A 12,235-nucleotide genomic window follows, 5' to 3' on the forward strand; every position below is an offset into this window, starting at 1 on the left:
CCCCCAAGGCCCCAGCGTCCCCTCGTGTCACATCAGTGGTGACACAGCCTAAAAAATAGGGGTTGCTCGAGGATTCCAAGTGACTCAGGGTACCCTCACAACCCACCATCACAAGGAGTACTAACCATGACCCTGACCCAGCAAACCCAAGAGGACCTCAGCAAGATCGAGGACATCCTGGCCCAGCGCATTCACGAACTCGAGGCCACCTCCCACAACACCGAGCGTCAGCGCCTCGAGGCCCTCATGTCCTCCCTGCGTACCTCAGCAGCATAAGCAGTCACAGGGTACCCCCCGGCCCCCCTCGAGTACACACAGGGGCGCTGGGCTACCCCCACGGGGGGAACGGGGGAAAGGGTTACGTATATATCCCCACTCGGATTTTTCTAGTGAAAACTAAAGGGTACCCCCCGCCGGGACGTCCCGCCAGATCGTCCCGAATAACCCAGTGAAAACAAGGGTACCCTCGCCATCACGTGACGGCAGATCGTCTCGACTAACCCAATGAAAACAAAGGTACCTCCCGGCGTTGTTCAACGCCAGATCGTCCAGAATAACCCAGAGAAAACAAAGATACCCGCCGTTGTTCAACAGCAGATCGTCTCGAATAACCCAGTGAAAACAATGGTACCCCAAGGGGAGGACCATAGGATCGCACAGGGTTTTTCGGGGCCATGGCACTGAAAACTTATCAATCGGATCGAACAGACTTTTCCACACTGCAGTGTCAAAAACTTATCAGCACTAGCGTTCAGTCAGATCGAACAGACTTTTTCGGGTCGCGACCTCAAAAACTTCTCTCTCTTGAAAAAACCCCGGTACCCAGGCTAGCCCCCTGCCGCTGTTTCTCGGAACTGAAGCGTACATAGGAGTAGGCGAGGGGCCGCTGCGTGTTCTCTTGTTCTGTGTCGTGCGTTTCGCCGGTCATCTCGAGGCCTCCTCAGGTCATGTGTATGACCCTAATCTTACCTCCCTCAAGTTACAAACATCAAGAAACTGGTGGATATGGGCTATATGCACCACCAACGCTGCGAGATTGATCGCCGCTCGGTCCGCGTCCGTCTGACCGGTCGGGGGCGCGATATCCGCGATATCGTGGCGGGCCTCTTCGAACGCCATGCCGAAGGGCTGCAGGGTCGGGGTGTGCTTGGCGCCGATGGCATCGACCAGATCACCATCGCGCTGCGCCGGGTCGAACATTACTGGACCGATCAGATCCGCTACATCTACTGAACCCGCAGCTACTGACCCGGTCGCGCCCCGCCTGTCCGCTCCTGTGACAGCACGGGCGCGGCCACTTCGCGCAGCAGCTTGCGCCGCATGGCATCGGCGAAATCCTCAAAATCGCGGGCGGTTTCGACAAAGGCATCGCGCCCGCGCAGCACATGGGCGCGGTAATAGGCCTCCAGCGTCAGCACCCCGGTCAGATCCTTGGTCGTATTGGCCCGCGATCCCGGGCCGATCACCAGCGCGTTGATGGTGATCCCGTCAAACGCCCCGCCGCGCAGATCGCCGGGATGCGGCCCGCGATTGGCCGGCCCGTCGCCCGAGATATCCAGCGTCCTCACCCAGCATTCCGCCTGCTCACCGAGCAGCATTGCGCCATGCAGCATGGCCGATCCGATCGCCGTGGCCGGATCCTCATAAACCGATTGCGTGGCCTCCAGCAGCCGGGCCACCGCCTCCAGATCCTGTGCGCTGTTGATGCGGCGCCAGCCCGCCAGACGCCGCTGATCTGCCAGCCCCGCCCATTCGAACACCAAAAGCCGCACCGGCGCCTGCGGCATCGCCAGAAAGGCGCGCTGCACCTGTGCATCGCGCAGCGCGGCCGCCAGCCCGTCCAGTTGCAGCCGGTATTCGCGCGCATCGACCGATCCCGACACATCCACCCCAAGCGCCAGCGCCTGCCGACAGGCTGCCTGCGCGCCCTCGGCCAATGCCGCGCACAGCCACAGCGCCGCCAGCGCGGTTCTCATCCCGGCTCTCGCCCGTCGTCACGGGGCAGGGCGCCCAGCATGATGTCGTTGATTTCCCGAAACAGCTTGCGGCTCATCGCCCGTTCGAAATCCTCGAACCCCTCGGCCACCTCCAGAAAGGCGTTCTGCCCCCGGATCACCTCCTCGCGGTAAAATCTCACCACCTCCGGATCGCCCTGCAGCACCACCAGCCCGTTGACCGTCACCCCGTCCAGCGGGAAATGCTTGTAGGCCAGCAGCGGCCCGAACCCCTCGTTGTTCAGCCCGTCGCCCGAGACGTCGATCACCCGCCGTGTGCAGTCCGGCCCGCGCCGCAACGCGCCTGCCGCATAGCCCAGCCCATAGCCCATCGCGGTGGGAAACCCGCTTTCGCTGCGCGTCGCTCCCGCCAGCGTCGCCACCGCCCGGTCGATATCGCCCTCGTCTCGCAGCGCGGTCCAGTCGAGCACCACGCTCTGTTTGCGCTTGCCGCTCCACTCATAAACCATCAGCGCCACATACCCCTCGCCCCCCTCGAGGATCGCGTGACGGATCTCCGGCGCATTGAGCGCCGCCGCCAGCCCGGTGCGCTGCAACCCGTATTCCACCTCATCCACCGAGGAGGACACATCCATCGCCAGCACCAGCGCCAGCCGGCACGCCGCCGCGGCAGGGCCAGCCAGCCCCGCCATCAGCACCAGCGCCAGCGCCGCCCTCACCAATGCCCCGTATTCTCCATGCTCGCCCACGGCTCCTGCGGCGGCAGCGGCGCACCCTCCTGCAACAGCTCGACCGAGATATTGTCGGGGCTGCGCACGAACGCCATCCGCCCGTCGCGCGGCGGCCGGTTGATCGTCACCCCATTGGCGGCCAGATGCGCGCACATCGCATAGATGTCCTCCACCGCATAGGCCAGATGCCCGAAATGCCGGCTGTCCGAGGGCAACCCCTCATCGCCATCCCAGTTCCACGTCAATTCCACCGGGCACTCTTCCTGCCCCTCTGGCGCCATGAAGACCAGCGTGAACCGCCCCGCCTCCACATCCGTCCGCCGCGTCTCCTTCAGCCCCAGAAGCGCATAGAACTTCATGCTTTCTTCCAGATCCTTCACCCGGACCATCGTGTGCAGATACCTGATGCGCATGTCTTCCCTCCATATGTTGCGTCGTCCCACAGGATAGGCCCATTCCCGCCCCTGTCGAGCCTTCTGCCATTCCACCCGATATTGTCGTTTTCACGCCCCCCCTCCGCAAGATATAGTAAAGCCGACTCGGAACAGACCCCGCGCCGCGAAAGGACGACACCCATGCCCCTGACCCCAGACCAGCAGGCCGACATCGACACGCTCCGCAGCACGCCGGCCCAGACCCTCCGGGCCGTCTCGCCGGGCATGGAGGCGCATCTCTACACCGCCCACCCGGTGCTCGATCACGGCTTCGTCCGGGTCATCGACTACATGGGCGACGACGCCGCCATCTGTCAGGCCGCCCGCGTCTCCTATGGCAAGGGCACCAAATCGGTCTCCAATGACGAGGGGCTGATCCGCTACCTGATGCGCCACTGGCACTCCACCCCCTTCGAGATGTGCGAGATCAAGCTCCACGTCAAACTGCCCGTCTTCGTCGCCCGCCAGTGGATCCGCCACCGCACCGCCAACGTCAACGAATACTCCGCCCGCTACTCGATCCTCGACCGCGAATTCTACATTCCCGCCCCCGACGCGCTCGCCGCGCAATCCACCACCAACAATCAGGGCCGGGGCGAGGCGCTTTCGGGCGACGAGGCCGAGCGTGTCCTGCGCATCCTGCGCGATGACGCGATGCGCTGCTATGACCATTACGAGGCGATGATTTCCGACGAGGGCCAGCAGGGTCTCGCCCGCGAACTGGCCCGCATGAACCTGCCCGCCAATATCTATACGCAATGGTATTGGAAGGTCGATCTGCACAACCTGCTGCACTTCCTGCGCCTGCGCGCCGATGCCCATGCCCAGTACGAGATCCGCGTCTATGCCGACGCGATCTGCGCCATCGTCGCCGATTGGGTGCCCGCCGCCTTCCGCGCCTTCGAGGATTACCGCATGGGCGGCGCCACGCTTTCGTCCACAGCTCTTGAGTGCGTGCGCCGGATGCTCAAGGGCGAGGAGGTCACGCAGGAAACCTCAGGCATGTCCAAGGGCGAATGGCGGGAATTTCAGGGGGTTCTGAACGGTCCTGCCTGAGCGTTCCGCCATGTGAATCGCCGCGCCCGTTGGCGCGGCGCGTAACGAATGAAAGGTGTGCCAGATGCGCCAGCCAGACCCATCATCGCCCCAAATCCGGGCGAAACCTTCATCAAACGTCCCGCCCGGCGGCACCGCCGGGCCGCGCCCGACCCGCCCCCATGGGCGGGCGCGTCTGCACCGTCTGACATTGAAAATCCCGGCTGGCTCGGTGCAATTCGGTTGCCCCAACCCACCGGTTCAAGCGCCTACCCTCGGGTCGGGCGCGTCCCGTTAATGCCATGCAATTCAGCAGGTGAATTTTAAGTCAAAAATCACAACTGGTTTAAATCTTAAACTGTAAATGTACTTTTAAGTGTGATCGGCTGGTTGGGTAAATCGGAAGTGTCAAGAACGTCGCGTGAACATCATTGGTGGCCCGTAGGTCTTCAAAAATACTGGGAAGACCCTGAAGGCTATATACACTTTGTCAAACCTTCAGGAGAATTTGACAAAAAGAAGAGGTCACGCAGAAAGATTGGCTATAAGTCGCATGGCCATACTGTTATGCGCGGTACGCCTTTCCAGGCTCAATTTGAAGATGAATTTGGTGACGTCGATAATCGTGTGCACGACATTTTGGGTAGGATTACAGAGAGTAGGCTCATAGGCCCATTAGCAGCATACTTTGCATCCGTTGCTCCTAGGTTAATGGATAGCGAAAGGAAACTCTCTGACTTATGCAAAACAGGTCTTATCGAAGACGCTGAATACAGGTTGCTTCTGGAAACTTTAGTTGCCTTGCTACTCAGGTCGCCAAGCACTCGGTTTTTCTTGGAAAGTTTTTCGATGATGGTGGAGCCTGATGAAACTGAAGATGTTGGAAAGTTGAATATGCGTTCGAGAGTTGAATTGGCGAAAAGAGTTATTTCGGCGCGAGTTCTACCAAATTTCTTTTTTGTCTTCATGATCTCTAAGGGCAAGAAATTCTTTTTTGGCGATGGCTTGCTTGACGCTATGACGCCAGCGCTCGTTGGTAACAGCCTTAGGGGTCATGCATTCATTCCTTTAAAGCCTAACTTGGCAGTTTATCTCTGCACGCCTCGCAGGATGAAGACTGATAGGAATTATGCTTCTTTTTTGGCTCCTGACTGGATGGTCGAAGAGGCAAATAATATAACTCAAATTTATTCTAAAGAATGGTTGTTCTTTCAGGGTGACCAGCCCTCAATAAACGAAAGCTTTAGGTCATCAAAATTCTTACAGTGGAAATATCATCAAAGCCCACTGTTCGATTATTTAAACGAAGTTGCAAACTACGGGTCGTATTACAGAGACCTCCGTGGAAATATTATCGAGCGTGTTTAACCGGTCTTGATAAAGATTTGCCTGTTCAAGGTTCTTACACCACCATACCCCCCCAAACCTTAACAAACCGTCACCACCACCCCTAAAACCGATCCACCCCACCCCCGGCGCCCGTATCTCCAATAATACCCCAAGCGCCGAAAGGGCCGTCATGCTGCATCTTCTCCTTCTCTACCTCGTTACGGCCGGGGTGTTTCTGATCCTCGATGCGATCATGCTGTCGACCGTCATGAAGCCGCTCTTCGAGTCCCATATCGGCGATCTGATGGCCGATGAGCTGCGCCTCGGGCCTGCGGCCCTGTTCTATCTCGTCTATGTCGCGGGCGTGTTGTGGTTCGTCTCGCTCCCGGCGCTGCGCGCCGATGCGCCGGGCACAGCCCTCCTGACCGGCGCGGCCCTCGGGGCGCTGGCGTACGGCACCTACGAGTTCACCAACCTCGCCACCCTGCGCGGCTGGTCGTGGCGGATGGTGATCGTGGATGTGACATGGGGTGCTGTCCTGACCGGGGTCTCGGCCTGGGCGGGGGTGATGGTGGCGCGGGCGCTCGGATGGCAGGTCGCGGGCTGAGTTGTGTACGGGATGGACACAAATTCCGGGTTTGATCTCGGGTTTGGTCCTGAACGCGTGTAGGTTTCGTACGGATCGTACCAAAGCGGGCGCAGGCAAGGTTTGACCGAGCGTTGACCAGCGGCTAGGCTGTTGGTGCAAGAAAGCCGTTCACGATCAACAGTTTACGAGGTTCCCATGCGTCTGTCCCTGACCCTTGCCGCAGGTCTTGCCTGTCTGGCTGCCCCTGCATTGGCCCAAACCCCGGTCTATGCCTTTGAATCCAAACACAATTTCTGCCCCTCCGGGTTGCAGCCGGTCACCGTCGCCGGCGCCGTCTGCTGCGGTGTGCCCAATCAGCACCAGACCTATCAGCAGGCCAAGCGCCACCCCGTTGCCAAACATTATTCGCACCGCACGGTAAAACAGGCCCGCACCTGCCCCGAAGGCGTGAAGGGCTGTTTCTGACGGCGTGCTCGCACAGCATGAAACGGGCGGCGCTGGACCGGCGCCGCCGCACCTGAGCATGACGGAAAGGCTATGGATTACAATAGCTTGAGGTCAGTCGCCATTTGCCGGCCGTCGCGGCCATCCTGCAAATCGTAGCCGACTTTCTGGTTGTCCGCGAGCCCCGTGAGCCCCGATCTCTCGACCGCCGAAATGTGAACGAACACGTCCTTACCGCCTTCATCCGGTGCGATAAACCCGTAACCCTTGGTCGTATTGAACCACTTAACGGTGCCTGTGGGCATTCCGTCTCTCCTTGCTGAGTCGCTTCATCTTCCCGCCGCATCTGCCTGCCACCATTGGAAAAAATCGCAACAGCAACACCAAATGCCACGCGGAAGATGATTACACGGGTCATGTAAAATGCAAGCAAAACACACGTGACCTCGAATCAAATGCCCGTTAAACAGGCATAAAACATGGGGGTTGCGATGATCCTGTATGGCTTGAAAACCTGCGATACGTGCCGCAAGGCCTTGAAATCCTTGGCCGACGCCCGCTTCGTGGATGTCCGGGACGAAGGTGTGCCGGCCGATCTGCTGAAATCCGCTCATGCCACCTTCGGCGAGGCGTTGCTTAACACGCGCTCGACAACATGGCGTCAACTGGATGAGTCTGAGCGTCAGCGCAACCCATTGGAATTGCTTGTAGATTATCCGACGCTGATGAAGCGACCCCTGATCGATGCCAGCGGCAAGCTCTATCTGGGCTGGGGCAGGGATGTGCAAAAGGCGCTGTTGGGCTGATACTTCCTCGGGTCGCGTCACGTCCCATGCTCCCGGCCCGGATCATGCCCTGTCGCCAAACAGAAGTCGGTCCAGCGACAACGGCCCCGCACCCTTCACCACAAGCGTCACCAACAGGAACACCCACAGAGCCCGTTGATCCAGGATCACCGAATCCGGGGCCTTGTCGAACCAGGCGCCAACCGTCCCCGCCTCGCTGATCGCGCCATGCCCGTAAAGGTCGGTGAGGGTTTGCATCACGACAAAACCGATCATCCCAAAGGCGGCCAGCCGGGTCAGAAGACCGACCACGATCATCAGGGGCAAAACGAACTCGGCCCAGGTTCCTGCCAGAACGACCAATGTATGAAACAGGCTCAACTGGCTCGCATCATAGCCCACTGCCTCCATCGCCTTTGGAAAGATCTGCGCATACGCGCCGACAGATGGCGAAAAGATCCCAAGCACGCCATCGCCAAACTTGGTCAGGCCGGACACCCAGAAATACATCAGGAAAAGTGCCGCAAACAGAAATCTGGCCATGATTGACAAAAGCCAGTCCGCCCGGGTCAGCGAGACGGTGACGGTTGTGTAGGCTGCGCTGATGTTCATGTCTCAAACCTCGGGTTCCACGGCGATTATCGCGCCGCTCTGCAACAGCAGGCCAAGCATTGCGGCAAGATCGAATGCCTCGGCATCTATTTCGCCTGCCTCGCAGGCTTCGGTGAGTGTGGCGCCCGCCAAGATTGCAGCTACAAAAGCCGCTCCGCCCTGCGGCAGGACAAGCAATTCGGGATCATATTCGGGGCGCGTGACCAGAACATCTTGCGCCTGAGCAGTGGGTTTCGGTGCGCCATCCATGGTCGCGAACCGCCAGATGTCATGGACAGGCCAGACCGAGCGGATCAACCTTATCGCGGGAGCAAGCCGGAACCGGGATTGCGCCAGCGTGTCGGGCGAGAGCCGCGCCAGGGCCTCGGGGGCAAGGGCTTGTGCGTCGGCGGCGTGATACGCCTCGCGCTGCGCTTGCTCGAGGCGGGCGACGTCCCCAAGATACCGGATATCCGACAGGGGCGCGAAGCTCTCGAGGAAGTCCGGAAATTCCTTGCCATACAGCATCATCATGGGCGCCGACGGCGGTGTTTGGCGCAGAAAAAGGCCAGATACTTTCCGGAAATTCTCGTTGCCAATCAGCGATTTGACCGCAGGAAACCCAATCTCCAGCGCTTCGGTCAGGGAAACCGCAACGTTGTTGCGATAGACGTTGAACCGGCGCCCGGCAGGCAGGCCTTGTCCATCCTGCAGGCCCATCGGCACCGGTTTCGCGCGATCGAAAAGCGCATCGCGAAAACATGTTTGACTGATCGTCATGCCGCCACCTTTTCAAGGATGCGGGCCGCGCGGTGCGCCTCTTGCGCAAGCACGGGCCAGTCCGGCACATTGGCGTCCCATTCGATCAAAAGTGGGCGCGGACCTGACCTTTGAAGGGTATGGTCCAGAAGCGCCCAGACCGGATCGGCCACCGCGCGCCCATGGCTGTCGATCAGTAGTGGTGCGCCGTGGTCGTCCTCATCCTCGTCATGGCCGCCGAGGTGGATTTCGCCCACCTGCGCCAGGGGGAACGCATCGATATAAGCCCGGGGATCAAGCGCAAGATTGGTGGCGGAAACGAAGACGTTGTTCACATCCAGCAGCAGGCCACAGCCGGTGCGGCGCGCGATCTCGGTCAGGAAATCCGTCTCGGAGAAGGTGCTTTCGGCAAAGGCGAGATAGCTCGAGGGGTTTTCCAGAAGCATCCTGCGGCCAAGCGCCTCTTGCAGCTCGTCGATGTGATCGGCCACCCGCGCAAGGGTGGTGGCGGTATAAGGCAGCGGCAAAAGATCGTTCATGAAGTGGCTGTCATGGGTGGACCACGCCAGATGTTCGGAAAAGCTGGCGGGTTGCAACCATCCGCACAGTGCCTTGAGCCGTGCCAGATGTTCGGGATCCAGCCGCCCCTCGCCGCCGATGCTCAGTCCGACACCGTGCACCGAGATCGGAAACCGTTCGGCAAGATGTCTGAGTTGCGCCAGCGGTCGGCCACCCTCGCCCATGTAGTTTTCGGCGTGAATTTCAAGCCATGCCACCGGGGCGGGATCATCCATGATGGCTTGAAAATGCTGGGGTTTGTAGCCAACGCCGGGGGCTGTGGGCAGATGCATGGGGTTGCCGGAGGTATCAAGCATGACAGGTCTCGGTCTGGTGCGTGGAACTGAGGGATACGCGGGGCGCGCCCCACGTATCCCTGCATGATGTGCCGATCAGGCGGGCAGATCGCGTTCGAGCGGTTCCAGAGACCCTTTGCGCTCTGTGCCGTCTGCCATCGCGGGCAGCTCGATCTCGGTGCAGGTGCCCTTGTCGACCAGGGTCCAGGCGTTGCCCTGATAGTCAGCGGTCGAGCTTCCGGCACAGGTCGTGCCGGCGCCGGCCTTGCAGTCGTTCTGGCCCGCAAGCGATACCCCGTAGCATTTCTCTTTGGCCTCCGCAGCGGCAGGTGTGGTGTGCGCAGCCAGAGCGGCGGTCATGGCGCCGGCAATGGCAAGTGTCTTCATGGATTTCGACATTACGTGTCTCCCTAGTGGGTTGCATGGCATGTCGCGGCATTGGCGCATCGGATCGGTGCAAGTGCTGCGACAATTTGACGTTAAGCTGATCTGGCCTCGCAAAACCATTCACGAGCACGTCAGACACGGATGCGTCAAAACATGTGAGCGGCCCGCATGGGGCCGCCCATTGAAAACTAGGGATTTTTTCTGGGTTGTCTGTCTAGGCGTCATGGTTTGGGACGCTGTTTCGCCCCATCATGCGTGCGATTGTTACAGAAGATCCGGGGGGGGGTCGCTTCGCGTTTCAACGCCTCTGTGACATCCGCGAGAGGCTGAACCGTGCTCTGCTTCTCACCCAGGCGGCGCAGCGACACCGTGCCGTCCTCGACTTCCTTCATGCCACAGGCCAGGATAACGGGCACCTTGCCGACGGAATGTTCGCGGACCTTGTAATTGATCTTCTCGTTGCGGATATCGGCTTCGGCCCGGACGCCAGCGGCGACTAGTCGGGCGACCACATCCTGAACATAGGCGTTCGCCTCGGATACGATCGAGGCCACGACGACTTGGCGCGGCGCCATCCAGAAGGGCAGCTTGCCGGCATGTTCCTCGATCAGAATGCCTATGAAACGCTCGAAACTCCCAAGAACGGCTCGGTGCAGCATGACGGGTCGGTGCTTGGCGCCGTCCTCGGCAATATAGGTGGCGTCCAGCCGCTCGGGCAGCACGAAATCCACCTGCAGGGTGCCGCATTGCCAGTCCCGTCCGATTGCGTCGGTCAGCACGAATTCCAGCTTCGGGCCATAGAATGCACCTTCTCCGAGGTTCAGTTCGAAGTCGGCTCCGGCGGCGGCTGTTGCGGCCTTCAGGGCGCTTTCCGATTTGTCCCAGACATCGTCGCTCCCGGCGCGCTTTTCGGGGCGATCCGAAAACTTTACCTTGAAGTCCGAAAAGCCGAGGTCGCGGTAGATTTCAGACAAAAACCCAATGAATTTCTTGGTTTCCGCCTCGATCTGATCTTCGCGGCAGAAGATATGCGCGTCATCCTGAGTGAAGCCGCGCACCCGCATGATGCCGTGCAACGCGCCTGAGGGTTCGTAGCGGTTGCAGCTGCCGAATTCCGCCATGCGCAAGGGCAGATCGCGGTAGGATTTCAGCCCGCGATTGAAGATCTGCACATGGCAAGGGCAGTTCATCGGCTTGAGAGCATTGATAGATTTCTCGCGGGCGTGGTCTTCGTCGACTTCGACGATGAACATGTGTTCCTGGTATTTGTCCCAGTGCCCCGAGGCTTCCCAAAGCTTGCGGTCGACAACTTGTGGTGTGTTTACCTCGACATAGCCGCCGCGGCGTTGTTGGCGGCGCATGTAATCCTGCAGGGTGGTGTAGATCGTCCAGCCGTTGGGGTGCCAGAAGATCTGACCGGGGGCTTCTTCCTGCATGTGGAAGAGATCCATCTCGCGGCCGAGCTTGCGGTGGTCCCGTTTCTCAGCTTCTTCGAGGAAGGTAAGGTAATCCTTGAGTTTTTCGCGATTGAGGAAGGCCACGCCATAGATGCGCTGCAACATTTGGCGATTGGAGTCGCCGCGCCAATAGGCGCCGGCCACGGACATCAATTTGAAAGCGTCTGCAGGGACTTGGCCGGTGTTCTGAAGGTGGGGGCCGCGGCAGAGGTCTTGCCAGGGACCGTGCCAGTACATGCGCAGGGGTTCGGTGCCGGGAATGGCCTCGATCAGTTCGACCTTGAAGGGTTCGCCGCTGTCCTCATAGTGCTTGACGGCGCGGGCGCGGTCCCAGATTTCGGTGCGGACGGGATCGCGTAGGTTGATGATTTCCTTCATCTTTTTTTCGATCACGCCAAGGTCTTCGGGTGTGAACGGGTCCTTGCGGTCGAAGTCGTAATACCATCCGTTCTCGATCACCGGGCCGATGGTGACTTTCACATCGGGCCAAAGCTCCTGAACCGCGCGGGCCATGATGTGGGCGAGGTCGTGACGGATCAGTTCGAGCGCCTGAGCTTCGTCCTTCATCGTGTTGATCGCGATGGAGGAATCCTGCTGGATCGGCCATTGCAGATCCCAGTGCTGGCCATCCAACGTCGCCGAGATCGCCTTTTTGGCGAGAGAGGTCGAGATATCGGCCGCGACATCGGCCGCAGTGACGCCAGCATCATACGAGCGGCTGTTACCATCAGGAAATGTAAGGGAAATCTGGGCCATTGGCCTGAAGCTCCTCGTCGGTTTGGCGCCCACGGAACGCCCGGTTGCGGGTTGATATGGTGTGGCGGGGTTTTGCCCCTTGAGTCAGGGCAAGTCAAGCGCGTCGCGGCCCGGGCCGATGTGTACGGT

The 12,235-nt window shown here is 59.9% G+C and carries 15 protein-coding genes and 1 pseudogene; 7 read left to right on the forward strand and 9 right to left on the reverse strand.

Annotated features, from left to right (window positions below):
• Window positions 1-126 precede the first annotated feature (126 nt).
• Both RAZWK3B_RS21340 and RAZWK3B_RS18775 read left to right on the forward strand, forming a co-directional pair.
• The gene (locus RAZWK3B_RS21340) at window positions 127-276 is read left to right on the forward strand and encodes a hypothetical protein (protein WP_007817972.1); all 150 of its coding nucleotides are present in this window, start codon (window positions 127-129) and stop codon (window positions 274-276) included.
• A gap of 708 nt (window positions 277-984) precedes the next feature.
• A pseudogene (locus tag RAZWK3B_RS18775) lies at window positions 985-1,233 on the forward strand (winged helix DNA-binding protein); the annotation flags it as partial.
• An 8-nt stretch (window positions 1,234-1,241) separates the two neighbouring features.
• On the opposite strand, the gene RAZWK3B_RS18780 reads toward RAZWK3B_RS18775, so the two are convergent.
• The 3 genes from RAZWK3B_RS18780 to RAZWK3B_RS18790 are packed head-to-tail and all read right to left on the reverse strand — an operon-like array spanning window position 1,242 to window position 3,099.
• Window positions 1,242-1,976 (reverse strand): DUF1194 domain-containing protein, encoded by a 735-nt coding sequence (locus tag RAZWK3B_RS18780; RefSeq protein ID WP_007817976.1) that lies wholly within the window; start codon window positions 1,974-1,976, stop codon window positions 1,242-1,244.
• Window positions 1,973-2,704 (reverse strand): DUF1194 domain-containing protein, encoded by a 732-nt coding sequence (locus tag RAZWK3B_RS18785; protein WP_232279571.1) that lies wholly within the window; start codon window positions 2,702-2,704, stop codon window positions 1,973-1,975. The genes RAZWK3B_RS18780 and RAZWK3B_RS18785 overlap by 4 nt, the downstream gene beginning before the upstream one ends.
• On the reverse strand, window positions 2,671-3,099 hold the full coding sequence (locus tag RAZWK3B_RS18790; RefSeq protein WP_007817980.1) for a VOC family protein: 429 nt from the start codon (window positions 3,097-3,099) through the stop codon (window positions 2,671-2,673). The genes RAZWK3B_RS18785 and RAZWK3B_RS18790 overlap by 34 nt, the downstream gene beginning before the upstream one ends.
• A gap of 162 nt (window positions 3,100-3,261) precedes the next feature.
• Here RAZWK3B_RS18790 and thyX point away from each other — a divergent pair, with 162 nt between their 5' ends.
• The 4 genes from thyX to RAZWK3B_RS18810 all read left to right on the forward strand — a co-directional run bounded on the left by thyX (window position 3,262) and on the right by RAZWK3B_RS18810 (window position 6,538).
• Window positions 3,262-4,176, forward strand: a complete 915-nt coding sequence (gene thyX, locus RAZWK3B_RS18795) for an FAD-dependent thymidylate synthase (protein ID WP_007817982.1) — start codon at window positions 3,262-3,264, stop codon at window positions 4,174-4,176.
• 369 nt (window positions 4,177-4,545) lie between these two features.
• On the forward strand, window positions 4,546-5,523 hold the full coding sequence (locus RAZWK3B_RS18800) for a DUF4238 domain-containing protein (protein ID WP_198133309.1): 978 nt from the start codon (window positions 4,546-4,548) through the stop codon (window positions 5,521-5,523).
• Between the two features lie 154 nt (window positions 5,524-5,677).
• On the forward strand, window positions 5,678-6,091 hold the full coding sequence (locus tag RAZWK3B_RS18805; RefSeq protein WP_037296283.1) for a DUF2177 family protein: 414 nt from the start codon (window positions 5,678-5,680) through the stop codon (window positions 6,089-6,091).
• A 177-nt stretch (window positions 6,092-6,268) separates the two neighbouring features.
• Entirely contained in the window at window positions 6,269-6,538 is a 270-nt protein-coding gene (locus RAZWK3B_RS18810) for a hypothetical protein (RefSeq protein WP_007817988.1), read from the forward strand.
• Window positions 6,539-6,615: 77 nt separating this feature from the next.
• Here the strand turns inward: RAZWK3B_RS18810 and RAZWK3B_RS18815 are convergent, their stop codons facing one another.
• Window positions 6,616-6,822, reverse strand: a complete 207-nt coding sequence (locus RAZWK3B_RS18815; protein ID WP_007817990.1) for a cold-shock protein — start codon at window positions 6,820-6,822, stop codon at window positions 6,616-6,618.
• Between the two features lie 186 nt (window positions 6,823-7,008).
• On the opposite strand from RAZWK3B_RS18815, the gene RAZWK3B_RS18820 reads away from it, so the two are divergent.
• Entirely contained in the window at window positions 7,009-7,323 is a 315-nt protein-coding gene (locus RAZWK3B_RS18820; RefSeq protein ID WP_037296284.1) for an ArsC/Spx/MgsR family protein, read from the forward strand.
• Between the two features lie 42 nt (window positions 7,324-7,365).
• Here the strand turns inward: RAZWK3B_RS18820 and RAZWK3B_RS18825 are convergent, their stop codons facing one another.
• The 5 genes from RAZWK3B_RS18825 to thrS form a co-directional block, all read right to left on the reverse strand.
• Entirely contained in the window at window positions 7,366-7,914 is a 549-nt protein-coding gene (locus tag RAZWK3B_RS18825) for a DoxX family protein (protein ID WP_007817994.1), read from the reverse strand.
• A gap of 3 nt (window positions 7,915-7,917) precedes the next feature.
• The gene (locus tag RAZWK3B_RS18830) at window positions 7,918-8,673 is read right to left on the reverse strand and encodes an HvfC/BufC N-terminal domain-containing protein (protein WP_007817995.1); all 756 of its coding nucleotides are present in this window, start codon (window positions 8,671-8,673) and stop codon (window positions 7,918-7,920) included.
• Window positions 8,670-9,527 (reverse strand): MNIO family bufferin maturase, encoded by an 858-nt coding sequence (gene bufB / locus RAZWK3B_RS18835; RefSeq protein ID WP_007817997.1) that lies wholly within the window; start codon window positions 9,525-9,527, stop codon window positions 8,670-8,672. Before bufB ends, RAZWK3B_RS18830 begins: the two co-directional genes overlap by 4 nt.
• 75 nt (window positions 9,528-9,602) lie before the next feature.
• Window positions 9,603-9,905 carry a BufA1 family periplasmic bufferin-type metallophore gene (locus RAZWK3B_RS18840; protein ID WP_007817999.1) on the reverse strand — a complete coding sequence of 101 codons (303 nt, stop codon included), beginning with the start codon at window positions 9,903-9,905 and terminating at the stop codon, window positions 9,603-9,605.
• A gap of 209 nt (window positions 9,906-10,114) precedes the next feature.
• Window positions 10,115-12,106: a threonine--tRNA ligase gene (gene thrS / locus RAZWK3B_RS18845; RefSeq protein WP_007818001.1), complete on the reverse strand. Its 1,992-nt coding sequence runs from the start codon at window positions 12,104-12,106 to the stop codon at window positions 10,115-10,117.
• Window positions 12,107-12,235 lie beyond the last annotated feature (129 nt).

The sequence above is a fragment of the Roseobacter sp. AzwK-3b genome (assembly GCF_000170875.1).
Classification (GTDB): Bacteria; Pseudomonadota; Alphaproteobacteria; order Rhodobacterales; family Rhodobacteraceae; genus Roseovarius; species Roseovarius litoreus.